Origin of the sequence: Shewanella mangrovisoli, assembly GCF_019457635.1 — a bacterium.
GTDB lineage: Bacteria > Pseudomonadota > Gammaproteobacteria > Enterobacterales > Shewanellaceae > Shewanella > Shewanella mangrovisoli.
Genome location: NZ_CP080412.1, coordinates 2,397,718 through 2,422,962, shown reverse-complemented (window position 1 = coordinate 2,422,962; position 25,245 = coordinate 2,397,718). Strand labels below are relative to the sequence as shown.

General features: G+C 48.2%; 15 protein-coding genes. 6 read left to right on the top strand and 9 right to left on the bottom strand.

The genetic code is table 11. The annotated features are described in order from the left end of the window. Window positions 1-9 precede the first annotated feature (9 nt). On the top strand, window positions 10-228 hold the full coding sequence (locus K0H60_RS10570; RefSeq protein ID WP_088212369.1) for a hypothetical protein: 219 nt from the start codon (window positions 10-12) through the stop codon (window positions 226-228). Window positions 229-289: 61 nt separating this feature from the next. Then, complete coding sequence (locus tag K0H60_RS10565; RefSeq protein ID WP_220055686.1) at window positions 290-1,585, top strand: tyrosine-type recombinase/integrase; 1,296 nt, start codon at window positions 290-292, stop codon at window positions 1,583-1,585. Between the two features lie 412 nt (window positions 1,586-1,997). Here K0H60_RS10565 and fdhE read toward each other — a convergent pair whose 3' ends face one another. The 7 genes from fdhE to K0H60_RS10530 form a co-directional block, all read right to left on the bottom strand. Then, complete coding sequence (fdhE, locus tag K0H60_RS10560) at window positions 1,998-2,897, bottom strand: formate dehydrogenase accessory protein FdhE (protein WP_220055685.1); 900 nt, start codon at window positions 2,895-2,897, stop codon at window positions 1,998-2,000. Between the two features lie 2 nt (window positions 2,898-2,899). Continuing rightward, window positions 2,900-3,523 (bottom strand): formate dehydrogenase subunit gamma, encoded by a 624-nt coding sequence (locus K0H60_RS10555; RefSeq protein ID WP_023265795.1) that lies wholly within the window; start codon window positions 3,521-3,523, stop codon window positions 2,900-2,902. After that, the gene (gene fdxH, locus K0H60_RS10550; RefSeq protein ID WP_220055684.1) at window positions 3,520-4,422 is read right to left on the bottom strand and encodes a formate dehydrogenase subunit beta; all 903 of its coding nucleotides are present in this window, start codon (window positions 4,420-4,422) and stop codon (window positions 3,520-3,522) included. The genes K0H60_RS10555 and fdxH overlap by 4 nt, the downstream gene beginning before the upstream one ends. Before the next feature lie 2 nt (window positions 4,423-4,424). Further along, a complete protein-coding gene (fdnG, locus tag K0H60_RS10545) occupies window positions 4,425-7,442 on the bottom strand; it encodes a formate dehydrogenase-N subunit alpha (RefSeq protein ID WP_220055683.1) in 3,018 nt (1,005 codons plus the stop codon). A gap of 688 nt (window positions 7,443-8,130) precedes the next feature. Continuing rightward, window positions 8,131-9,027: an SMP-30/gluconolactonase/LRE family protein gene (locus tag K0H60_RS10540; protein ID WP_220055682.1), complete on the bottom strand. Its 897-nt coding sequence runs from the start codon at window positions 9,025-9,027 to the stop codon at window positions 8,131-8,133. Window positions 9,028-9,126: 99 nt separating this feature from the next. Beyond that, complete coding sequence (locus K0H60_RS10535; RefSeq protein ID WP_220055681.1) at window positions 9,127-9,978, bottom strand: DMT family transporter; 852 nt, start codon at window positions 9,976-9,978, stop codon at window positions 9,127-9,129. Window positions 9,979-10,077: 99 nt separating this feature from the next. After that, entirely contained in the window at window positions 10,078-13,443 is a 3,366-nt protein-coding gene (locus tag K0H60_RS10530; RefSeq protein WP_220055680.1) for a LamG-like jellyroll fold domain-containing protein, read from the bottom strand. Window positions 13,444-14,030: 587 nt separating this feature from the next. On the opposite strand from K0H60_RS10530, the gene K0H60_RS10525 reads away from it, so the two are divergent. Further along, window positions 14,031-16,841, top strand: coding sequence for a TonB-dependent receptor (locus tag K0H60_RS10525; RefSeq protein WP_220055679.1), 2,811 nt, complete (start codon window positions 14,031-14,033; stop codon window positions 16,839-16,841). A gap of 181 nt (window positions 16,842-17,022) precedes the next feature. Then, entirely contained in the window at window positions 17,023-17,778 is a 756-nt protein-coding gene (locus K0H60_RS10520; RefSeq protein ID WP_220055678.1) for a sulfite exporter TauE/SafE family protein, read from the top strand. A gap of 179 nt (window positions 17,779-17,957) precedes the next feature. On the opposite strand, the gene K0H60_RS10515 is transcribed toward K0H60_RS10520, so the two are convergent. Together K0H60_RS10515 and K0H60_RS10510 are read right to left on the bottom strand one after the other, a co-directional pair. Beyond that, the gene (locus tag K0H60_RS10515; RefSeq protein WP_220055677.1) at window positions 17,958-19,862 is read right to left on the bottom strand and encodes a family 43 glycosylhydrolase; all 1,905 of its coding nucleotides are present in this window, start codon (window positions 19,860-19,862) and stop codon (window positions 17,958-17,960) included. Next, entirely contained in the window at window positions 19,862-20,932 is a 1,071-nt protein-coding gene (locus K0H60_RS10510) for an arabinan endo-1,5-alpha-L-arabinosidase (protein ID WP_220055676.1), read from the bottom strand. Before K0H60_RS10510 ends, K0H60_RS10515 begins: the two co-directional genes overlap by 1 nt. A 208-nt stretch (window positions 20,933-21,140) precedes the next feature. On the opposite strand from K0H60_RS10510, the gene K0H60_RS10505 reads away from it, so the two are divergent. Together K0H60_RS10505 and K0H60_RS10500 are read left to right on the top strand one after the other, a co-directional pair. Next, window positions 21,141-22,586 carry an MFS transporter gene (locus tag K0H60_RS10505; RefSeq protein ID WP_220055675.1) on the top strand — a complete coding sequence of 482 codons (1,446 nt, stop codon included), beginning with the start codon at window positions 21,141-21,143 and terminating at the stop codon, window positions 22,584-22,586. Window positions 22,587-22,693: 107 nt separating this feature from the next. Next, on the top strand, window positions 22,694-25,081 hold the full coding sequence (locus tag K0H60_RS10500; RefSeq protein ID WP_220055674.1) for a glycoside hydrolase family 127 protein: 2,388 nt from the start codon (window positions 22,694-22,696) through the stop codon (window positions 25,079-25,081). Window positions 25,082-25,245: the final 164 nt, after the last annotated feature.

Here is a 25,245-nt window from a genome sequence, read left to right as displayed (position 1 = left end):
GGGATTTATATGGCCGAGCGGATCAATTTATCGATTTCTGAGGAGAAACTCGCGCAGCTTATCCGTGAAGGTAAGTTATGTGCGGCGGATTTCTCGTGTCTCGATAGTCAATCTAAACGTAAAGTCTGGCAGCTTTGTCTGATTTGCTGTCAAAAACGCATTAGTTGCCAGCAATGTACGCAAACAAGCTGCTCGCAAATTGAGTTTTTGGTTAATGCCGATAAATAACGTTATCGGCATTTGCGTTTAAGTATTATCATGCAGTAAATATTTAAATTTTAAAGTTAATATGCAGCTTCCTCCAGTTTTACCTCTGTTTGATTCAATTGAATTCATACAATATGGCAACAGTGTGGTGAATCAATACATCACTCAAGTCAGCTTATCTGATGTGCCCGACGCGGGTTTAGTGATGGAACACGCAACTGATTGGTTATTTGAGCAAAAACACAGTGAAAACAACTATAAAGCCTATCGAAGTGAACTGACCACGTTCCTGCATTGGTGCTTTGATGTTGCGAAAATGTCGCCCACACAGGTATTACGTAAGGATATGAGTCGTTATGTGGATTACTGCTTGGCGCCGCCGCTGGAACTGATCGGCTATTTTAATGTGCCGCAATTTAAATTGGACAAATTGCGCGATGAACGGGTACCAAACAGCCTTTGGCGGCCATTTGTGGGCAAGAAACAGTTAGGGCAAATTCAACCCTATGTGTTGAGCGATAATGCGCTAAAAACCAAGATTGCCATTTTATCTTCGTTTTACAGTTACTTAATGAGCGAGGAGTTTTGCGAGCGTAATCCCGCGCAAATTTGGTTGAATCACAGCCGCTTTGCGCAGAACAAGCTGTATCAAAGGCAAACTGATGAAGAAGAAAACAGCTTGGCTTTCACAGAGTTACAGTGGTCCTATGTTATGAGTACAGTCACTCAGTTGGCTACTGAGTTCCCAGAATTGCATCAACGTAGTTTATTCTTGATTTCATTGATTTATTCCTGTTATCTGCGCATTTCGGATGTTTCGGCGCGGGTTGGCTATTCACCGGTTATGGGGCAATTTAGGCAAAATCCACAGACAGGCATTTGGAGTTTTCACATTCCACTCAGTAAAGGCGGCAAAAAACGAAGCGTGGCGATTTCTAAGGCGTTACTCGATGGTTTAGTCAAATATCGGCAATTTTTAGGGCTGTCCGATTTTCCAAGCCAAGGCGAGCATCATCCTTTGTTCGTACGCCATCGCGCTGCCGGTCGTGGCCGTGATGCGGGTCTTGTGAATGCCAATCTTGGGATCCGGCAAATCCGCGAAGATATTCAGACCATTATCAATCTCGCAGCGGATAACGCGCAAATCGATGGCTTTAATCACGATGCCGAGCAAATGCGAAAACTCACCGCGCATAATATCCGGCACACAGGGATCACCCATGACATCAATATCAATCGTCGGCCGTTATCACATGTACAAGCCGATGCAGGCCATGAGAGTATCGACACCACATCGAAATATTTGCATACCACACAAATCGAAAGACACGAAAGCGCCTTCAATAAGCCATTAGACCATCTACAAGGTATTGACTAATTTCGAGTCGGCATCCCAAATCCCTCCCACACAAAACTGCGCACAATGTATATTATGTTAAATTAAGTATTGGTGAATATGGAAAGCTATCATTCCCTATGCGTTTAATTGTCCGCCCAATAAAGGGTTAAGATTGTCATCGTTTAGCGCATACCGTTGATTTTTGTTTAATCAAGGGATAGATACATTTGATGGGTTACTTCTACGCTATTTTCAAGGCGTTCCTACGTGAATATTTGGCAAGATTGCCCCTGCAAGTTTTGCAGATTTCACGTAGCGCACGAATAAGATTTGAATCAGTTAGTTTGATATCACAGTCGATGACCATTCGGTCACACCCTAAGTGTGACCGAATGGAACAGACATTATCAAAAAACCATCCATGGCCCTGTTTATTCATCCTTTTTATTGTTTAGGCCTCATGTGCAAGTAACAGTGGATTTACCGTGGTGGCACCATAGCCCTTTGCATTGAGCTCGGCATCCAATCCCATCGATGCGATATCGTCCGCTGCCGCATCTAACAATGGCAAACGGTTGGTAAACAACATCTTAGTGTATCCCTTGCACGCCTCGCAGCTCTCAATCCGCACGGCTGCCTTATGGTCATCAAAGGACCAAATCGACATCTCCCGGGATTGCTCGCAGCAGGTACAATGCGCGCGCACATAGTGCCACTCGCTTTCACACAGACTGCAATGCAGATAGCGCAGCCCTTCCCGTGGTTCATCGACAATCATGCTGGCGACAGGATGACTACCGCACACCGGGCAAAGGCTAGACTGTTTAACCTTATTCACATCCATTCGTGCAATCACCATGGGAGCCCAGTGTGACCAATACAAGGACAATCCCGCCCAAATAAATAGGCTGTACTGCGCAGGCACGGCACTAAACTCCCCTTGCCTTAGTTGAGTGCCCCACTCTAGCAATTGAGTTGGCGACTGCTGTTGTAACTCCTGTAGAACAGGCACTAAATGCGTGGGCACTTGAGATACCAATTCTGTTAGCAATGCTTGCAATGCTTTTAACCAATCCTGAGCCGTTTGAGTTTGGCTTAGGGACAACGGATATGGCACCTCAGCGTCAATCATTGGTGCTGGGCCCATATCCGTTGCCGCAAGTTTTTGCTGCGTCGACACTAGGATTTGGCAGAGCTTGAGATAATCCGCCAGCGGAGAATCCTGCGCTAATTGGGCTAAACGACGTGCTCTATGTTGGTAAATTTTCTCAGGATTTGCCGCTTTTAGCGGTTTTAATGCTAAGGGGGATTTATCAACAAAACTTAACGGGATATCGCTGGCCATCTTCATCGCTATTTTTCCTCGTGTTCTTCTAACATGGCTGGGTGGTGCTTACGAGCCCAAGCCTTAGAGACTTTGCCGTAGAGCATCCCTGTGATCGAGCCTTCAATCCAGCAGGCCATCCATACGTGTACCACTAGGGATAACAGCATTAATATGCCGCAGGCCGAGTGGACTAAGGTGGCCCAATTGACGGCTTCTGCCGAGAACATGGGGGCAAAATAAGGTTGCCACATCATGATGCCGCTGATCAGAAACGCCAGTACAAAAACCACAAAGGCGCGGAATAACATTTTCTGACCTGGGTTGTAATGGCCCACGGGCGGAATGTTCTCTTCTTTTTGCAGTAACACCCACACCACGGCTTTCATCCAGGGCAAATCGTACTTATTCCACTTATTGTGCTGGTAATAGCGGATCAGCATCACCGCTAGCAGCAGACACATGGCGATCCCGAAGAATGGATGCATCACTTTTGCCAGTTGTGGTGTGCCAACAATGCCACTCAGCCACTGGAACGAAGGGTAAAAAAACGAGAATCCCGTTAAAAAGGTCACTAAACCCACAAAGACTATGGTCCAGTGACACAGACGATCAACGAGCTTATGGCGCACTATCATCTCTTTATGACTCATTGCTTTTCCTCCTCTGTGGCGCTGGCATCAATGTAACCGGGCTGATCTTCCTCGACGATGTTGCGCCCTACCGCAATGCGGTGTATCAGAGCGAATGCCGCCGTTGCGAGCAAGCCTGCGGTGCCCAAAGGTTTGAGCCAATCTTGACGCCATTCGGTGGCGGCGGGGATTTGCGGATCCTTTGGCATGCCATAGGTTTCGGGTTGTGTGATGTCGTGGAGGATCATCATCATATGCGTTCCGCCAACGCCCTCGGGGTTATATAGTCCCGCCTTGCTGAAACCACGTTCCTTTAACTGCTCGATGCGTTTTTCGGCATAGAACAACATGTCTTCGCGGGTACCAAAACGCAGTGCGCCCACGGTGCAGGTTTTAACGCAGGAAGGCTCAAGGCCAACGGCGAGCCTATCCGAGCACAGGGTGCACTTATAGGCTTTGTTATCTTTGGCACTGATCTTCGGCACGTTGAAAGGACAGGCACTGGCGCAATAACCGCAGCCAATACACTTGTTCGAGTCAAAATCCACTGTGCCATTGGCATGTTGCACAATCGCGCCGCTGGTTGAACAAGCTTTTAAGCAGGCTGGATCGGCGCAGTGCATACAGGCAGTGTGAGTAAATTGCCAACGCAACTTATTGTTATCCATCACTTCGTGATACTGCATTATGTTCCAGCTTTCGGGCGACAGTATCATCGGGTTCTGGTAACTGCCTTGGAAAGTACCGACATCTTCACGAAGGTCATTCCATTCGGAGCAGGCAACCTGACAGGCCTTACAGCCGGTACATTTAGTCGCATCAAACAGCTTAGTCACCTGCTGGACCGCACCAATGCGTGCTTGTGACGCAGGGGTGATGTCCGTGGTGCCTGAGATGCGGATAATATCTTGAGAAGCCATAATTAGAAGCCCTCCGCTTTGGCAATATTTACAAGGAATGCTTTATATTCAGGGGTTTGGGTGTTGGCATCACCCACAGATGAAGTCAGCTCGTTGACGATATAACTCTTCTGCGTCAAGGCCTCGTAACTGCCATGGCGTGGAATACCAATGGTGTGGACTTTTTTGCCCTGAACCATCATGGGTTGGAGTCGTTTAGTGACATAGGCCTTAGTGACAATATGCGAGCGCTTGGAGCTCACTTTGACCCAATCACCGTTATTGATGCCCTTTTCCGCCGCCAAGGTTTCATCGATTTCGATAAAGTGTTGTGGCTGGGTAATAGCAGCCAGCTGGCAATGTGTGGTCCAGTTGTTGAAGTGCTCCGTCATCGAGTAAGTAGTGCCGACATAGGGGAATTCTTCATTGGTACCAAAGCTTTCACGCAAGCCTTTGAACATCCGCGCCACCGGATTATTGGTGACTTTAGGATGCAGTGGGTTACTCGCCAGTGGCGATTCGAACGGCTCATAATGCTCTGGGAATGGACCATCTTTTAAGTCACGCAGGGCAAATAAATGGCCAACACCATCGGCTTGCATGATGAAAGGATGTGCCGAATCTTCGGCATTCAACTTGGCATTAAAATCAGGCACATCAATGCCCTGCCACTTGTTGTCCTTGTATTCGAGCAGCACACGGCTCGGATCGCGCGGCTTACCTTGTACGTCGCAGGAGGCGCGGTTGTACAAGATGCGGCGGTTAGCTGGCCAAGCAAATGACCAATTCGGAGTAATGCCTTTACCAGACGGATCGCTATTATCGCGACGCGCCATGAGGTTGCCCGCTTCGGTCCACATGCCTGAGTAAACCCAAATACCACATGAGGTTGAGCCATCGGCTTTTAACTCGGAGAAGCCATTGAGTAGCCTACCGGTCGTGAGATCATAACCATTCATCTCCTGCGCGATTTCCTCGGAGCTGGGTTCATGCTCCATCGCATAATCCCACTTGATAGCTTCGATAGGCTCAGGTAAACGGCCACCCTCTTCACGGTATAAACGCTTTAATTCCAGCATGATGCCAGAAAGAATTGCCGGATCAGATAAGGCTTCGCCAGGTGGATTGGCGCCCTTAAAGTGCCATTGTAACCAACGGCTCGAGTTAGCAATTGAACCACTTTCCTCAGCAAAACAGGTAGTTGGTAAGCGGAATACTTCAGTTTGAATACTGGCGGTATCCACATCATTAAACTGACCCGCATTGCGCCAGAAGCTGGAGGTTTCATTTGCCAGCGCATCAAGCACTACTAAGAACTTCAGATTCGATAAGCCCTTAGACACTTTTTGCTTATCAGGCTGGGAGTTAAGTGCGTTGATACCTTGGATAAAGTAGCCATTAACTTCACCGTGAACCATCATGTCGATTTGCTTATTGATATCGTATTGCTGATCCCACTTTGGCAGCCAGTCATAACCATAATCGTTTTCTGCGGTGGCATGATCACCGAAGAAGGCTTTTAACAACGACACGGTAAAGGCTGGGTAATTGTGCCAATAGTTGGTTTGGTTTGGTCTTAAGGCTTTAGGGGTGTAATGGGCTAAATAGTTTTGTAAATCAACATCTTTATCTTGTGGCAGTTTAAGGTAGCCAGGTAATCCTTGGCACAATAAACCTAAGTCCGTCGCGCCTTGAACGTTTGAGTGACCACGCAGTGCATTCACGCCGCCACCCATGATCCCCATATTGCCTAGCAGCAATTGGATCATCGCCATGGTACGGATGTTTTGTGCGCCGACGCTGTGCTGTGTCCAACCGAGGGCATACAGGAAGGTTGCAGCTTTATGGTCAACATGGGTCGCCCCAATTTGCTGACACACTTCAAGATAGGCGTCTTTCGGCGTACCCGTGATGCTGGATACTGTGTCAGGATCGTAGCGCTCAACGTGTTTTTTCAACAGGTTAATCACGCAGCGAGGATGACTTAAGCTAGGGTCAACCTTAGCGTAGCCCTCTTCATCTAACTCATAGAACCAAGTGGATTGGTCGTATTTATGGTTAGCTTCATCGTAGCCACTGAATAAACCGTCGTTAAATTCATAGTCTTCCCGCACGATAAACGAGGCGTTGGTATAGGCTTTGACATAGTTAAGGTTAATTTGTTGCGTCTCGAGCAGATAGCGGATCATGCCGAGCAGGAAGGCAATATCAGTGCCCGAACGAATAGGCGCATATAAATCGGCGACGGCGGCACTGCGGTTAAAGCGCGGATCGACCACAATCAACTTGGCGTTGTTATGCTCCATCGCTTCTGTCACCCAACCAAAGCCGACGGGGTGCGCTTCAGCAGCATTACCACCCATCACAATGGCCAGATCGGTATTTTTCATATCCGCCCAGTGGTTAGTCATAGCACCGCGGCCAAAGGTGGGCGCCATTGCGGCCGGTGTTGGGGCGTGGCAAACGCGGGCGATGTTATCTATCCCTAGCATACCAATGGCACGGCCAAATTTATGGGTGATGTAGCAGCCTTCGTTTGCTTGGGCCGATGAGGTCATCATGCCTAGGCTGACTAAGCGGTTAACGGTTTGACCTTGGGCATTTTTCTCAACCAGATTGGCATCGCGCTCGTCTTTGATGAGTCTTGCGATACGCTTAAAGGCCTCATGCCAGCTAATGCGCTGCCATTTATCCGAACCGGGTAAACGCACTTCAGGATATTTCAAACGGTGCGGGCTGTTTACATAGTCAACCAAGCCCGCGCCCTTAGGACACAGAGCACCGCGGTTAATCGGATTATCGGCATCACCCTCAATATGAAAAATGCTCTGCTCTGCATTCTTCCCGTTGCTGCTCTGGCTGTACATCAACAAACCACAACCCACAGAGCAGTAGCAACAATTGTTACGCGTCTCTTTTGCGCGCAGCAATTTAAAACCTCTGACGGATGCAAATGCCTTTTCGGACATCAACCCTAGTGCAGAAATAGCAGAAGTCGCGGCTCCCACAGCACAGAGTTTAAAAAACTGTCGTCTATTCATTGTCATTTCACACACTCTCTTTTATGTGCTCACTAAGTTGCAGCGCGTACGCTGCAGGCTTGAGTAGAGAACTTAACCCTACTCATGGTGCGAGTATAAAAAAGTGACTAATAATGACAATTTCTAACAGGTGATCAAAATCACATTAAGCCTTCAAAAGAACATTTGGCCAAAATAAGTTGCTTATATGATGTTTTCCGGAATTAGAATCTATGAAATATACAGTTTGCGATATTAAAGTGGTTTTATTGATGTGGACATTTTGATTGGCCATTTTGTCCACTTTGTACCAAGTTCCATTGGGGGTAAATCTTATTGTTGACGCGCATCACAAAAGTGACGGCGATTGGTCGAAATATGAATGAAAATACCGATTAAGCACTTTTAGAGCAAGATCACAATTTAAGAGAAATGATCGGCAGAAAACAACCGTTTTTCCAATGGATGTTGCTAACAGTGGCCTCTATCAGTGTGGCTAGCAGTGAGTTAAGCGGTATAAACAGCAGCGAATAGTTGCCACTTGAGTGATGAAAACACCATAGAAAATCACTTATCCCCCCTCAGATTTGAGCGTTTTTTAATCAGCAAATCGATTCAATAATGCTATTAACCAAAGTTATAAAGATTGATTTAAAGAATGGTTTTAACGATTGATTCAATAACCGCTGTTAGCGAGTTTTATCACAAACTAACTGTTAAAGCGCGGACTGTCTAAGCCACAAATCCCATTTAATCGGTAGATAAACAGATCGCCGGCTTGCGGCTCTTGCTCTAATTGCGATGGTTCAAGGGAGTGTTTGGCACTGGTGACGATCAACAGATCGCGTCTTTCCCCGCCAAAGGCGATGCTGGTTGGATGGGTAACGGGCAATTTAAGGATAAGGTCGACTTCACCATTGGGACGATAGCGCACCACTTGGCCACCGCCCCACTGGGCATTCCAGAGGTAACCTTCTGCATCGACATCTGAGCCATCAGGGAAAATATGATGGCTGGTGGTCGCAAAAAGGCGCTTACGACTCAATAACCCCGTTTGAATATCAACATCATATTGATGGATTTGATGTGTTGGCGAATCGGCATGGTAGAGCGTTCGTCCATCTGGACTCCAGCATAGACCGTTGGAGATTTCGAGATGCGTTAGGCGTTGGTGGCAATTCCCATTCTCGTCAATGCAATACAGGGCGGCGTGTTGTGCTTCACTATGACGTTGTTCCACCATAGTGCCCACCCAAAAGCGCCCTTGCCTATCGATGCGACCATCGTTAAAGCGATTCCCCTCAATCTGAGCCTCTGGCTGCGCCAGCCATGTCAGGCTTTGATCTTCAATATCATAGAATGCAATACCAATATCGAATGCGACGATAAGTGTTGTAGGCTTTGCCGTGAGGCCAAAAGAGCCGACGCGGTGCGGCATGGTGAAAATATCTAAGGTGCGGGAGGCAAGATGAAAACGATAAATCACAGCGGATAAAATGTCGGTCCACCAAATTGATTGGTGTAACTCATCCCATAACACACCTTCACCAAGGCGGTTGCCAACAGGGATTGTCATCAACAGCTCGCCAACCGTGACCGTTTGCATGATTTACTCAAGACATCCTTTTACCCAGAATGGCCTTATTCTTAAACAAGGCGTTGGATGACGCAAGGGCAAAAGGAAAAGATAAATGTTTCTTTCTATTTAGCTTTTATTTTGTGGTGCAGATTTGCTAAGGACAACCAGTGCAATGCCACCGAGGATGGCACAGGAGGCAACCAATAATCGAAGGCTCAGGGGTTCACCCAGCAATAGCACTCCCCCAACAGCGGCAATTAACGGCACACTCAATTGTACTGTTGCGGCGTAGGTGGATGACAATAAAGGTAATATAGAATACCAAATTGCATAACCTACGCCAGAAGCGATGGCGCCTGACGCCAAGGCATAGATAATTCCCATCTGACTTACCGCTAAGGGATCTCGAACTAATAGCAGTAATAACAGTGCCATCGGCACTGTGCGGATAAAGTTGCCCGCACTAATTGGAATGGGATGCTGGGCCCCCTTGCCCTTAATCGAATAGATCCCCCAAGCGACTCCAGCGCTTATCATCAGTAATGAGCTCAAAAGCGGCGGCGCCGACAGCCCGGGCAACAACAGAAAAATCAAGCCCGCGGCTGCGCAGGCTAACCCAAGCCATTGTTTGGTATTAAAGGGTTCTTTTCGGTACAGTCCATAGCCAATCATGGTGGCTTGAACGGCGCCAAAGAGTAATAAAGCCCCCATTGAGGCTGTCATATTGATATAGGCGTAGGAAAACCCCGCAGCGTAGATGAACAATGCCAAGGCTGAGCTCCAATGGCCCTTGGCCTCCGGTGCAGGTTTTTTTAGGCTTAATAGCCAGAGCATGATGGCCCCAGACAACAAGCGGATCAGGGTAAAGCTGCCTGCATCGATACTGCCATCCTTGAGCGCAAGCCGGCAAAGTATCGAGTTACAGGCAAAGGCCAACATGGTAAGTGTCGTTAGCATAAATAGACGAAAAACAGTCATCAAATTCCTTAGTCACGGATAACCACAATTCTGTTGCCATGTAGCAGACAATAAAAAAGCACCCGAATGGGTGCTTTTAGTATAGACAGCTAATCTCGATTATTGATTAGATTCACCAAATAAATCAGCTACATCTTGTTCAGTAATCGCTTCGTCATAGAACTTGATTTCATCGATTGCCCCTTTGAAAGGCGTATCCCAGAAGTTGACCCCAACCGCAAACTTAGTGGTCGGTACTGAGAAGATGTTCGGGAAGTTCGCGCCGGTAAACTTCAATTCACCATTGATATAGACCTTCACATCGCCGCCATTCACAGTGTACGCCAGGTGCGTCCATTGGGATTTTGGCATCACAAAACCGGTTCTACCGTCGTACCATGCTGTGCCTGACCATAACACCATGCGCTCATAATCATTTTGACCGCCTGGTAAGACGCTGGTCCAGCTAGAATCAGTCGCATAACCAAACAAGGCTGTAGTGTACTTATTCAGCTGCTCAGGGTTGAGCCACATTGACACTGAATAGGTGTAGTCTTTGATAAGGTTATTCGGCAATACAATACCAGAGGCACCATCAAAGACCGCCGCCTTGCCTACCGCGCCATCCACATAGCTGATTTTACCGCCTTCAACGCCAATCAGGTTACCCACCACAGTGCCCGCGCCGAAGTTGGCGGTACTGTCGTTAAGATTGTCTTCGAAGCTGTAGACAGCGACCGGTGTTGGCGGCGCCTTAGACTTAACTGTGGCGGTGAAGACTTTCGTCTGTGTCGCTTGACCGAGTTTTAAGGTCGCCGTTAGGGTCACCACCTTATCGGTATCCTCACGCCCTGGCTGATTGACCGTGCCGCGGGTATCGATAATGGTTGGATCGGAAGAGACCCAAGTAATTGCCGAAGCATAAGGACCGGTGACTGGCAGTTCGATGTTTTCACGCACCGCCGATAAGTCGCCTAGCTCCAGAATGGCCGTTGCTGAGGACAAGAGTTCACTGTCGGCTAACTTGTCAATATCGAGGGCTTTGACTTCTTCAGCCGTTAATGCCGCTTCATATACTTTTAGCTCATCGATAAGGCCGTTGTATGGCAGATCCCAGTAGTTAACACCAAGACCGAAAATACCCTGTGCACCCGTATAGTAGTTGGCAAGGTTACCGCTACTGAAGCGCTCAACCCCGTTGATAAAGACTTTAACTAGCCCTTTATTGACGGAGAACGCCAGATGCGACCAAGTGTTTTCAGCGATGCGCTCACCTGTTACCCCATCAAACCAGGTCTCCAGCACTGAGCTGCCGCTGGTATCGATATTATGGCTCCAGAACATGGTATTACCGTCCCAGCCCTGTGGCAGCAAGCTGACCCAAGTGTTTGAGAACTTACTACCATCTTCAGCGGTTTGCTCGTTAACTGCGCCGAAGAATGCCGTGGTAAATCCTGTGATAACCGCAGGACTTGCCCAGAAAGACACAGTGTACTCGTAGCTGGAGATAATGCCCGATGGCAGTAACACCCCGTGGGCACCATCTAATGATAGGGCTTGTCCTTCAAAGCCTGTAGCGTAGCCAATGGCATCACCTGCTTTGAAGATCCTATCGCCAGTGGGTTGACCATCACCAAATAAGCCTAAGGAATCCTTGAGGTTATTCTCGAAGCTGTACTGAGCAATACGGTTATAGGTTTTACGGGCAAACACGGTGATTTGGAAGGTTTTAGTCACCTTCTTACCATTGACCATAATCGTGGCGGTTAAGGTGACGACCTTATCGCCCTCGCCCACGTTGGGTCGGATAATGGTGCCATCGGCACGGATCACTGACTCATCGCTCGATTGCCACTCGATAGTTGCTCCACGGGTACCTTGTGTCGGTAAGGCGATCTTACCTTCGGTGGCTTCGGTCGGCAGGCTAATGCCGTTTACCGATGCCGTTAAAATTTCCTCAGTGGTTTTATCGGTGAGCTTCACGCCCCAAATACTCACCCCATCATTAGAAATGGCGCTAAATGTCGGCATGAGTTTGTTTTGCTCAGGATCCCATTGCCAGGCGAGTACGCCTTCAAACGTGCCTAAATTGTCTAGCATTAAGGTGATTTGGTTGTCATCGCCCTGTTGGTATGTACCAGTCACATCGCCAGACACACTGCCTTTATTAGTCCAAGTACGGGATAACTTCACATGGACTGATTTGTGTGCCGCGGTATTAATATCTTTTGCGTGATTAATAAATTGATAATCACCGGTGACATCGATTTCATCGACAATGTTAGCGCCGTTGATCGGTGCATAACGCTGTGGTGAGGCAACTAACCAACCATCGCTGTTGAGAAATAGCTCATGTACGCGCACGCTGTGACCTTCGCCGGTATCGGGGAAGCGCGTATGGAATACTAAGAAGTATTTGCCCGTTTGTGCATCATAAAAAGCGGAGTTGTGGCCGGGTGACAGGTAACCGTGATCATGACCCACATCGCCCGGGTGGGCCACAAATTGGAAGCCGCCCATCAGTTTGACACCATAGTCGGCGATATTGCCTGCGGCCGTTGCGCCAATCATGTCGAGACCCGCGGCATCCACATAGGGACCGTTAGGATTTTTAGCGCGAGAGATACGAATGTTGTAACCGTCTTTTTGGGCGAAGCCGCCAAAGGAGGTAAACATATAATAGTATTCGGATTCTGGGCTGTAGATGACGTATGAACCTTCGATGGCACTGTAATTGCCGCCCATGATCTTAGTGCCATAGCCCTGATCCGCTAACGGTTTACCCGTTGCAGGGTCTAACTGCATCACCCAGATCCCGCCGGAATAGGAACCATAGGTCATCCATAGACCGCCATCTTTATCGTAAAACACGGCGGGATCGATAGCGTTAGGGTCGACAAAACCGTTGTAGTTTTGACCATTCACGCCAGGATTTTCGGCCCCAACCTGACCACTCTTTAAGATCAAGCCTTGGTTTACATAGGGACCAAGAATATTGTCCGAGGTGGCCATCCCCAAATAGGAGCGCGATACGCAATCAATCTTATCGGGACCACCACAGAAGTCATAATAGAAATGGTACTTACCGTCGGCAAGCTTTATTACATCCGGTGCCCATGAGCCGACAAAGCCGCCCGTCCATGCGGTGCCTTCCGCGATTTCTGACTCATAGGTATTAAACAGGCTGCTCTCGGCTGCACCATCAGAGGCAATTTGTGTCCAGTTCATTAAGTCGGTAGAACTAGCCACCGCCAAGTGTGAGCCGAAAACATAATAGGTGCCATCGGTATCTTTAATGATGGAAGGATCATGAACCACTGCATTTTTGTAGCTCACCTCACCTGCAATTGTTGGATCTGCCGATGTCACAGGGGCTGGAGGGGTAAAGGTATTTGTGTCGTTCGCACTGTAGCTGCTGTCGTCCCCACCACAGGAGGCTAGTGCCATGATCAAGCTTGCTGACACGAATGAGCGTTTAAGCACCATGAGCGTCGTTCCTTTTATTGTTGTGTTTGATAATTAGGTTAGCGTGTATCAATGTATCAAATGTAAAAGTAATACAATACTACTGTAACACTAAAGTTACATTAGCATTATGGGGATAGAAGTAAATATCTTGTGACAGAGATTTGTGAGATTTTGCAAAACATTTGACGTTAAGGTCAGCTTGCGTGACCTGTTATAGCTATTCAATCATGACGGTGCTTTAGCTACTAAACCCTTATTTATTTCAATTAAATTATTTTATTTCAAATAGATAGATTGGAACCGCCTTATGCGACGCATTTTAGCGAAATGTGATCTTGCTTTCCTATTGCGTCAAACAGTGAGTTGACATGTAAATAGTCATACAATATGATTTTAACAGTTATGATAAATTCTTAACCTCGCCCGTTGAAGCGTAATTGGTTTAACGCGGCGCACTATTCGCTACAAGATAGGCTACAAAATTCTAAATTTTCAGGGACACTGTGGGGATGTCCGTGACTCTGAAGTGGAATAAAAAAGACCGGGACGTCAGATGGTGTCTTAGGCTACCGGGTCAAATAATAAAACTACCGGAGATTAACTAGATGTTTAAACAGACTTATTTGGCAAGTGCTATTCTGCTTGCTCTTGCTAGTCAAGCGACCTATGCGGCAGAAGCTGAAGCGACACAATCGCCTCAGGCGGAAGAAACGGCACAGCCCTCTTCTGGCGGCAAAGCGCAAAATAATAATGAAGAGATGGAGATCATACAGGTTCAGGGGATCCGCGGTAGTTTAAATAAAGCGGTAGAACTTAAACGTCAAAACATTCAAGTTGTCGATGCCATCGTTGCCGAAGATATTGGCAAATTCCCAGATAATAACGTGGTTGAAGCCTTACAACGGGTAACCGGTGTTCAAGTGACCGACCGCGCGTCTGGTGAAGCGAATGTGGTGAGTATTCGTGGTTTAACGGATGTGACGACCACAGTGAACGGGCGCCAAATCTTCACCGCAACGGGCCGCTCAGTTGCTATCGCCGATATTCCCGCAGCGCTGCTCGGCAGTGTTGAAGTCTTTAAAACCCGTTCTTCTTCTCAAGTGGCCAGCGGTATCGCGGGTCAAATTGATATCCGCACCCATAAGCCTTTCGATTTTGAAGACAGTAAAGTTTCAGTTGCTGCTAAAGGTATCTATTCAGACCAACCCGATACTATCGATCCTAACTTCAGTGCATTAGCAAGCAATCGCTGGGATACCAGTATTGGTGAAGTGGGCGCCTTAGTTAACGTGTCTTATATCCGCACTAACTATAAAGATGAAAGTGTGTCACCTGGTGCATCCTTCCCCTACTTTGTTGAAGATGGTACTCGTATTACCAGTGGTTGGAACGTGGGTTCTGCCCATGGTATCGATACCAGCGCTGGCGCCACCATCGATGGCAAAGAATATCTACTGGCTCGCGATGCGATGTTTGGCAACATTCTCGAGGGCGAGCGTGAACGTCCTGCGTTTAATATCTCATTGCAATGGGCGCCAAATGATAGCTCTGAATACACCTTCGAAGCCTTCTACAATGGTTATCGCAATGAAAGCTTTAACTCTATGCTGTTCAGTACCGTCGATTCTGCTGCGAATTGGCAACAAGTGATCCAGGATGGGATTGAAGTGTACGATGGCACCAATGTGGTGAAATCGCGCACCGCATACAATGCTTACAACTTCAGCAGTGGCGATCACTCCAAAGCCAGTACCGATAGTTATGTCTTCGCATTAGGGGGAAAATGGGACATTACCGATGAGTTCCAATTAAAGTCAGAAGTGGTTTACCAACAGAGTACCTTTGAGACTGAATTTGCCGCAATGCGCGGGCAAACAACAGTTTATGGTGTCGCGATTGATGCAAATGCCGACGATGGTATCCCTAGCTGGAACTATTTAGATAATCCCGATACCGTACTTGATGAGTCAGACATGACTAATCCTGCCCTGTGGGAAACGGCCGATTTCTATGACAACGGTAGTAAAGATGAGGGTGATTCCTTGTCTTGGACAATGGATGGCAGTTTGTATGTGGATTATGCCATTTTCACTAAAGTGCAATTTGGCGCACGTTATGAAAAACGTACCGCAACTAACTCGAATCGCACGGCAAGTGGCGCGAAAAATATCGCCTACACAGATCTTGATCCCTCAATGTATATGGTGACTTCGGGCTTCTTTGAAGGCCGCGCTAATGTGCCTGATTCATGGGCGGTGATTAACGGTTACAACCTGTATAAAAATCGCAGTCAATTTGAATCTCTCTGGGGCTTTGAACAAAGCAGCCTAGTCCTGCAAAAAACCTTCGATATCTCAGAACAAGCTTGGGCTGGCTACCTGATGGCTGACTTTGATACTGAAGTCTTTGGTAAGCGTTTAGATGGTCAAGTGGGCGTTCGTTACGAAGGCACTAAAGCGGATATGGACTTCTTTGACAATAAAGCCAAAGATGAAAACGACAATGTCTATACCGCCGTGAGCAGCGATACCACAGATACTTCTAAAGTGTTGCCTAGTTTTGTGATGCGTTATTGGTTAATGGATGATTTTGTTGCGCGTTTCGCCTATACCGAAACCATTCGCCAACCCGCCTTTGCGGATCTGAACTCTTTCACTTACTACACACCGGATTTGACCCAAGTAGGTTTCGGTTCGGCCAGTGGTGGTAACCCTGATTTAGAGCCTGTCACCTCTAAAAACTATGACTTTACCCTCGAATACTATTTTGGTAATGGCAATTCGATTTACGGTACTTACTTCAGCCGTGATATTGAAGGTTTAGTCTACAGTTCATTAACCAGAACCCTGTATGACTACGATGGTGATGGTATCGAGGAAGCCTATATTCTTAACCGTCCTGGTAACACCTCAAACGGTAAGTTAACGGGCTTTGAATTAGGTGCTGTGTACTTCCCTGAAGGTTTACCAAGCTGGTTAGACGGTGTCGGTACTCAGCTTAGTGCGACACTGCTGGATTCCTCGCAGGATATTCCAGAGTTCGATAGCGCTACAGGTGAGCAAATTGGCTTTACGACCCGCGATATGTTTGGGGTATCCGATGAGTCTTACAGTGCTGTGTTGATTTACGATAAGGATTTCTTCAGCGCGCGTATGTCTTATACCTGGCGTAGTGAGTTCTTAAACTCCTATGATGCGGCGTTCTTTGCCATGCCTCGCGGTATCTATCGTAAGCCTGAGCAGTCATTAGACTTCCAGTTAAGCTACAACATCAGCGATGACTTAGTCGTGAGCTTCGATGCGACTAACCTGCTGGACGATGTGTATCAGGAATACTATGAGGATTCGACCCTATTCAACCGTACGAACAATATCTTCACTCGTACCTTTGCTCTGGGCGTTCGTTACTCCTTCTAATTGACCACTGTTGTGTAAACCGAAAAAGCTAATCCTGTGGATTAGCTTTTTTTTACGCATTTAATTTAAATGCATAGCAAAAGCCTTAGACGTGCTTACGTACTTGCTGGCCATCAAACTGCTTTTGTCTCTGGGCAAGCTTTGTTAGTTTAAGGATCCCACTCTCCCTCGAATATTGACTATGCATACCGCTTGGTTCGACTTTACGCTGATCCCTATCGATATCTTTGCCCTGCTGACTATTACTGCGGCGTTTACTTCGTTTTTTACCGCATGCTTCGGGATTGGTGGTGGCGTAATGTTATTAGGCGTGATGGCGCAAGTTCTTCCGCCCCAAGTGATTATTCCCCTCCACGGCGTGGTGCAATTGGGCTCGAATTTGGGTCGCGCACTATTAGGTTGGCAGCATGTGCAGTGGTGGCTTATCAGTCGTTTCTTACCCGGCGCGCTCGTTGGCGCCGCCTTGGGGAGCTTAGTGTTAGTCGCATTGCCGCCGAAAGTCATGTACCTCACCATCGCCCTGTTTATTTTGTACTCCTGCTGGGGACCGAAAATCCCCCGTGTGGTGCAGGGAACCGTCGGAACGATAATAGCTGGTGCTGTCACAACCTTTATTTCGTTATTTGTCGGCGCGACAGGCCCCTTAGTGGCGGCCTTTATCAAACAACTAGAGGTTGACCGTTTTCGCACAGTCGCGACCTTTGCGATGGCGATGTCCCTGCAACATGGCGTCAAAATTATCGTTTTTGAGGGGCTGGATATTCCTATCCTGCCGTGGTGGCCGCTGCTACTTTGCATGATTTTAAGCGGCGCCTTGGGAACCTGGCTTGGCTTTAAGATGTTAGCGCGGGTGACGGATAAGCATTTTGGCGTCGCCTTTAATTGGGTGCTGACACTGCTGGCGATACGTTTATTGTGGCAGGCCTTAGTAGGATAAAAACCATGGGATAAAAGAGCCTGAATAAAAAAGAGCAGCAGTTGCAAGCACAACTACTGCTCTGGTGCCGAGCAAACAAGGCTCAACCAAGATGCCGTTAAGCGACCTCAACTTAAACGACATTACAAGCACGCGTTTAGCCACCGCCGTGGTGATGCTCAGTTATTTAGAGGGAGGAATTATTTCACCTCTCTAAAATAGAACTGTTGTGAAATGGTGTTTTTCCACACGTCTTCCACTATGTTATCGCCATTGGCATAGGAGCCATTGGCCACTTTCATCGACGAACCGCCCTTACGGGACACTAGCCTTAATGAGCCATTAGGCATCAACTCGCTACGGAACTCGCTGTCGATTGCAGTACAAACCCCTAGCTCCAGATTACCTTCGTTGGTCACAAGGCATTGTTGCGCCTTGTTGTTTGAACGTTGGATGGATTGTAGACGGTAAAATCCATCGGTTGTCGGCATGGCTTGCCACTGCTGACAGGCATCGCCGGTGTATTCAAACTGAGCCACATTGGCATTAGGTTTAAGCTGACATTGTTCGGCGCTGACCACTCGGCCGCTATGGGCGTTGACTATGGCAAATGTTGAGACTGGCTCAATCCGCCAATCGGTGCATTCACTGACACGGTTTTCCCCGGCAATCACCTCGGCGCCAGCCTTTTTACTGCAGTTTTTCACCTGCAGATTGCCGGTGGAGCGATCGTTTGCGAAACGGAACCAGCCTTCACGGGTCGAATCCACCGACCAACGCTGACAACGGGAGGCGACCCAAGGCGCAGTATTCAGTGCCGTTGAAGACTCATCTTGGCACTGAGCCTGGGTTAAAAAGGTTCCCTGACCCACATTAGCAAAGCGGTATAGACCATCGTTACTCGGGTCAATTACCCATTGGCTGCTGTCATCTTCGCACTTACCGACACTGACCTGCCCCTTGGCATTGGTCACTAGGCATTGACCCACCTCACGGCTCACGATGCGGTATTTCACGCCTTCCACTTGGGTGGTTATCGGACCAAACTCGCCACTTGGGACAGGCAGTTGTTTTTTATCCGCCATCGGTTCGCCAAATTTAGGCAAGCCTTTGTTATCCCATGTAAAGGGTTGAGCACGTGCCGCACGGGTGCCGCTACAGCCGTCGGAGGCTGAGGAGTTGCCATGGTAAATGAGCCAATCTTCTTTCCCATCGGGAGACTTGAAGAAACCATGGTGGCCAGGGCCATAGACGCCATTGGCTTTGCTAAAGAAAGGTTTGTCGTACTTAGTCCATGCAGCGGGATCCATAGGATCGTCACCGGTGAGTTCAACCACGGCTAAGGAATAATCCTCAGTATTACAAAAGCTTGCCGAGTGAACTAAGAAGGTTCTGCCCTCATGCTGGATGATTTCAGGGCCTTCGTTGACGTTTAAGCCTGATTTTTCCCAGTCGTGAAGGGGCGCTGTGATCACCTTATGTTCGCCCTCGACGGTCCAAGGGTTGCTCATCTTGGCAATCAAGTTAACTTGATCTTGGCCATGCCATTCGGACCAGAGGAAATATAACTGGCCTTTATACTCCAAATAGCTGCCGTCGATATTCCAGTGGTCGGGCATTGGCGTGCCCTTAAACTTGTATGGCCCCATAGGGTCACTGCCTTCACTCTCGAGGATATGGTTACGCTGGCCATCGAAGTTTTCTGCCACGCCCGAGGTGTAAATCACATACCAACGTAATCCCTGCGCAGTTTGCAGAGGGTGGAATTCGAACGCCCAAAAGTTACAGCAGTTGGATTTATCTGTGCCACTCCAAATATTGTGGGCTGGCGCATCGGCAAGCCCTGCAATGGTGGGCGATTTACGCATCACCAGCTCAGAGGTCCACGTGGTGGTGGTGAGATAATAGTTACCATTGTGGTATTCGAGCCAAGGATCGGCTCCATTTCGAAATAACGGATTGGCAAAGGTCGCTGCGGTAATGCGGTTTTCATCCGCGCCCTTCGCACTCTCTGCGGCATGTAGGTTACCTGCCCCCAAGCAGGTCGCACTAAGTCCCATGGCCAGCGCAAGCGTAGCCATTCGTTTGTTGATTGTGTGAGTCATTATTGTTTTGTTCCTTCGGGTGTAACTAATACGCTCTGGTATTGATTGAGCGCCTTAGGATCGACCTCTGGCCAACCTTGGCGCCAGCTGAGTTCCGCCATCTTGAGTTTTTGTAAGCCATTATCGGCGGATTCGTAGGCATGAAAGACTAAGTAATCTTTGCCATCGAAGGCATAAACACTGTTATGGCCCAATCCCGGCCAAGCCTTTGTGCCATGCAGTAAAACCGAACCGCCGCCTTGCGCCATGTCTTTGCCCGCTTTATCGAGGTAAGGCCCGGTCACCGTTTTGGCGCGGCCCACGGCTAAGTGGTAAGTGCTGTCGTCCCCACGACAGCAAAGGCCATAGGAGACAAAAAGATAGTAATAGTCATCTTTTTTATAGATAAAAGGCGCTTCGATTTCAGCAGGACCTGGCTCTGTTTCACCAAGCAGTGCGGGGCGTTCTAACTTGGCTAGCGTGTGCCACTCCTCTGGTTTGGCGATGGAGATAAAGTCTGGATTGAGCTTGACCAGTTTTAATCCTTGCCAGAAGGAACCAAAACTCATCCAAGGCGTACCCTGTTCATCGACAATAATATTGGGATCAATCGCGTTCCATGCATCGCGATTTGGCACAGATTGAATAACGATCCCCTTATCTGTCCACTGATAGTCCTTTGAGTTTTTGTCGAGGGTTTTATTGACTGTCACGCCAATGGCCGAGGTGTTTTTACCAAAGGCCGATACTGAGTAATACAGATAAAACAAGCCGTTATGCTCAATGATATCCGGCGCCCACAAATGGCCGTTAAACTCTGGTGCAACCGCCTTCGCCCAGCTAGGCTCGGTTTCAAATACCCGCCCAGCCAATGCCCAATGGATTTTATCCTTTGAGGAATAATAGGTAATACCGGGACCTGTGCTGAAGAGGTAATACTGTCCGGCCTCTTTTGCCATCACAGGATCGTGAATACTCACCTGTTTGGCACTCACTTGGCCTAGGGTGCCCAATACGCCTAGCAGCGCACAATTAAGCATTTTAAGGTGACGTTTTAGGGCTGTTTTCGGTGTGACTCTCATAGCTGGCATCAATTCTCCTTATGAACCCCATCCCATATAACAAAATAGTTATTATGCTATTGTATGATGAATTAAGTTATCATACTATCAGGACAAGGAAGTAACAATCAAATGCAAAAAAATTAACAGGAGAAAAATGTGTTAACATTGCGGAGGCGTTAAATCGCAAAGTAACACAATAACTCACTGTTTATAATAAATATAATAAGGATTTCTGATGAGTTCTCATAAATTGTCAGTCATTGAAAAGATCGGTTACGGCTCCGGGGACATGGCCGTTAACGTGGTGATTTCGTCAATGATGTTAATTATTACCTTCTTTTATACCGATATTTTTGGGTTAAAACCCGCCGATGTCGGGATATTGTTCCTGCTGGTTCGTCTTATCGATGCCATTACCGATCCTTTAATGGGCATTATTAACGATAAAGTGACGACCCGCTGGGGAAGATATCGCCCCTACTTCCTGTTTATGGCGATTCCCTTTGGTATTTCGGTGTTCTTAACCTTCTCAACCCCGGATTGGGATTACAATGCCAAACTTATCTGGGCCTACTCGACCTATATTCTGGTCACTATCATCTTCACCACTGTGACTATTCCGTATATTTCGATTATCAGCGTGATCACCGACGATCCAAAAGAGCGGTTATCCGCCAACGGTTATCGTTTGTTCTTCGCAAAGATTGCCGCCTTTTTAGTGACCATTATCGTGCCTATGTTGGCGTCTGCCTGGGGCGGAGAGAACATTGCCGCGGGCTATCAAAAAGCCATGGGCGTGATGGCGCTGATGGCTACCTTACTGTTTTTATTCTGTTTTTTCACTACCACAGAGCGCGTGGCCTACAAGGTGGAAACTAAGCCTGTTGGCATGCAACTGCGATTATTGTTCAAAAACGATCAATGGTTAGTGTTAGTCGCGATTTGTGTGATTGGCACCATTGGCTATGTGATCCGCGGCTCGGTAGCAGCCTACTACGCCACCTATTACTTGGGCGGCGATGCCAAAATGCTCTCGGCATTCCTGTCGACCGGCGTGGGCGCTGCCATTCTGGCGATGGTCGCTTCAACTTGGATCACTAAGCGTTACTGCAAACTAAAACTCTTCCGCTACAGCCAAATCGTGGTTGGGATCTTAAGCGCCATCATGTTCTTTGCCGTGCAGCCGGGCGACATAGTGCTGGCCTTCGTACTCTACTTTGCGATTTCATTCGTGGTGGATTTACATGCGCCGGTCTTCTGGTCGGTGATTTCCGAGTCGGTGGATTATGGCACAGTCAAAACGGGCCACAGGGTCTCTGGCCTTGCCTTTGGCGGGATCTCATTCGCCCAAAAAGCGGGTATGGGCGCGGCAGGATTTGTGGTGGGTATGCTGCTGACATACTTCAACTATCAACCCGGTGAAACCCAAAGCGAGTTTGCGTTGACCGGTATTTCGTTAATGCTGACGGTGATCCCTGGCGCATTCCACGCGCTGATGGGCTTACTGATGTTCAAATACAAGATTTCTGATCGCGTTTATGAAGAAATCAAGCAGGCCTTACCCGAACAGGCGCATGTTAGCCAAACAGATGCCAACCTGACGTCTAAGGCTCTTGCCTCTAGCACTGCAACCGCAGAGACAGTAACGCCTAAGACTGCTGCGCCTCAAGTGTCGGCGTAATCTTTCTGCGATAACACCATAAGCCCCTACCCAGGGGCTTTTTTATCACGCTTTAACTGAGTTAATCCAAACGTAAAACTCCAATCCGCATAATAAAGGGAGCCAAGATGAACACTGCCCGATTGTTTGGCCTTTGCCTGTTATTGCCATTAACTTGCCCATTCGTATCCCAGCCAAGCTTTGCTAGCCTTACCCCCATTCCGCTAAACGATGTGCGCCTAACCGCCGGGCCGTTTCTGCATGCCCAGCAGACCGATTTGGCTTACATTATGTCGATGGATCCCGAGCGACTACTGGCCCCTTACCGTAAGGCAGCGGGAATTGCGACTACGGCCGACAACTACCCCAATTGGGAAAATACGGGCCTCGATGGCCATATCGGTGGCCATTATCTATCGGCATTGGCCCTAATGTATGCCGCCACGGGCGATCAGGCGGTGCTTGAGCGACTCAACTACGTGGTGGCCGAGTTGGAAAAGTGCCAACAGGCCCATGGCAATGGTTATGTGGGTGGTGTCCCCCATGGAGACAAACTATGGCAGCAGGTCGCCGCTGGCCATATCGAAGCGGATCTGTTTACGCTCAACCAATCATGGGTGCCTTGGTATAACGTGCATAAGGTATTCGCGGGCCTGCGGGATGCCTATCTTTACACTCAAAATCCCACGGCGAAGAAAATGCTCGTCGGTTTTGCCGATTGGATGCTGGATTTAAGTCGCAATCTAAGTGATGAGCAGCTGCAGCTCATGCTGCGCACCGAATACGGTGGCTTAAATGAAACCTTAGCGGATGTGTACAGCATTACAGGTCAAAACAAATACTTAAATCTTGCGAATCGCTATACGGATCAGAGCCTGTTACAACCGCTGTTGCAGCATCAAGATAAACTGACGGGCCTACATGCCAATACACAAATTCCTAAAATTGTCGGTGTGGCACGTATTGCCGAGCTGAGTCATAACAAGGAATGGTTAGAAAGCGCCGATTATTTTTGGCAGCAAGTGGTTCACCAGCGCACCGTATCCATCGGTGGCAACAGTGTGCGTGAGCATTTTCATCCCAGTGAAGACTTCAGCAGTATGCTCGATTCGGTAGAAGGGCCTGAGACTTGCAATACCTACAACATGTTGAAGCTGTCAAAATTACTGTATGAAAACAAACGTGATTTACGCTATATCGATTACTACGAGCGTGCACTCTACAACCATATCCTCTCGTCCCAGCATCCGCAAACTGGCGGCCTAGTGTATTTTACGCCAATGCGCCCAGACCATTACCGCGTCTATTCCTCGGCGCAGGAAAGTATGTGGTGTTGTGTCGGCTCAGGCATCGAAAACCATGCTAAATACGGCGAGCTCATCTATGCCGAGGAGGACGACAATCTGTTTGTGAACCTGTTTGTTGATTCTGAGGTCCACTGGAAAGCCAAAGGCATCAGCCTTAGCCAAAAAACTCAGTTCCCCGATGACAATACTTCGCAGATGATTATCCATCAGGAGGCGGACTTTACCCTCAATCTGCGCTATCCCACATGGGCTAAGGGTGACGTGACCGTGAGTATTAATGGCGAGCCGCAAAGGTTTAAACCGACTCAAGGGCAATATATTCCCTTAACGCGGCACTGGCGCAAGGGCGATAGCGTGACCATCACCTTACCTATGGACATTAGCCTTGAGCAGCTGCCAGATAAAACCGCCTATTACTCAGTGCTTTATGGGCCAATTGTGTTAGCGACAAAAACGGCGCCTATTGCTAACGAAGCCTTAAACTTTATCGGCGATGCCAGTCGCATGGGGCATATTGCCAGCGGCCCTATGTGCGAACCCAGTCAGGCGCCGATTTTTATCAGCGACGGCACCCGCTTTTTAACCGATATTCGCCGTGAGCCCATGAGTCAGTTGCAATTTACCACGGGGAAAGCCCGTACAAATCAAGCGAGCCCCATCACGCTGATCCCCTTCTTCCGCCTGCATGACAGCCGTTATACCTTGTATTTTGGCCAGAGTGCGCCCGATGAATGGCAACAGAAACAGCAAAAGCTAGCTCAAAAAGCCCAAATGGAAGCCAAGCTGATGGCGCAAACCTTAGATAGTGTGCAGCCAGGTGAGCAGCAACCTGAGTCGGATCATTTCTTTAAGGCATCAAAGAGTGAAGCGGGCCTTAATGGTAATCGCCATTGGCGCCATGCCCAGGATTGGTTTAGCTATCAACTCGATGCTAAAGGTGAACCGCGACCCATATTGCGCTTAACTTACTTTGGCTTGGATGCTGGGCGACGTTTCGACATTTTGATTAACGATAAACGCCTTGCCGAGGTCACTCTGCCTGCCGATAAGGGGCCGATATTTTACAGCGTCGATTACCCTATTCCCGCCGACATGCTGTTGGATAGCACAGTGCCCTTCAGGGTGAAATTTGTGGCAAAACCGGGCTCGATTGCCGGCGGTTTATATGAGGTGCGGCTGCTAAAAAGTGAGCCAACCTCGACTCAGTAAGCGAGCATCCCGAGCGCATGTAGTTACTCGGGCTTAAAACACTGATTCAGATAAGGGAAAGTGAAACGCTTTCCCTTGTTTTTATCCACTTACCCATAGATTCTGCGCTTGGCACTACCTAATGTTTGCTGGTGGCCCTATGCGATTCGCCGTAAATTACAGTC

Excerpts from the sequence above, each read along its gene's own strand:
- fdhE (WP_220055685.1), bottom strand. The coding sequence starts at position 2,897 with ATGAAGATGGCCAGCGATATCCCGTTAAGTTTTGTTGATAAATCCCCC.
- K0H60_RS10525 (WP_220055679.1), top strand. The coding sequence starts at position 14,031 with ATGTTTAAACAGACTTATTTGGCAAGTGCTATTCTGCTTGCTCTTGCT.
- fdxH (WP_220055684.1), bottom strand. The coding sequence starts at position 4,422 with ATGGCTTCTCAAGATATTATCCGCATCTCAGGCACCACGGACATCACC.
- K0H60_RS10520 (WP_220055678.1), top strand. The coding sequence starts at position 17,023 with ATGCATACCGCTTGGTTCGACTTTACGCTGATCCCTATCGATATCTTT.
- K0H60_RS10515 (WP_220055677.1), bottom strand. The coding sequence starts at position 19,862 with ATGACTCACACAATCAACAAACGAATGGCTACGCTTGCGCTGGCCATG.
- K0H60_RS10565 (WP_220055686.1), top strand. The coding sequence starts at position 290 with ATGCAGCTTCCTCCAGTTTTACCTCTGTTTGATTCAATTGAATTCATA.
- K0H60_RS10505 (WP_220055675.1), top strand. The coding sequence starts at position 21,141 with ATGAGTTCTCATAAATTGTCAGTCATTGAAAAGATCGGTTACGGCTCC.
- K0H60_RS10500 (WP_220055674.1), top strand. The coding sequence starts at position 22,694 with ATGAACACTGCCCGATTGTTTGGCCTTTGCCTGTTATTGCCATTAACT.
- K0H60_RS10540 (WP_220055682.1), bottom strand. The coding sequence starts at position 9,027 with ATGCAAACGGTCACGGTTGGCGAGCTGTTGATGACAATCCCTGTTGGC.
- K0H60_RS10530 (WP_220055680.1), bottom strand. The coding sequence starts at position 13,443 with ATGGTGCTTAAACGCTCATTCGTGTCAGCAAGCTTGATCATGGCACTA.
- fdnG (WP_220055683.1), bottom strand. The coding sequence starts at position 7,442 with ATGAATAGACGACAGTTTTTTAAACTCTGTGCTGTGGGAGCCGCGACT.
- K0H60_RS10555 (WP_023265795.1), bottom strand. The coding sequence starts at position 3,523 with ATGAGTCATAAAGAGATGATAGTGCGCCATAAGCTCGTTGATCGTCTG.
- K0H60_RS10570 (WP_088212369.1), top strand. The coding sequence starts at position 10 with ATGGCCGAGCGGATCAATTTATCGATTTCTGAGGAGAAACTCGCGCAG.
- K0H60_RS10510 (WP_220055676.1), bottom strand. The coding sequence starts at position 20,932 with ATGCCAGCTATGAGAGTCACACCGAAAACAGCCCTAAAACGTCACCTT.
- K0H60_RS10535 (WP_220055681.1), bottom strand. The coding sequence starts at position 9,978 with ATGACTGTTTTTCGTCTATTTATGCTAACGACACTTACCATGTTGGCC.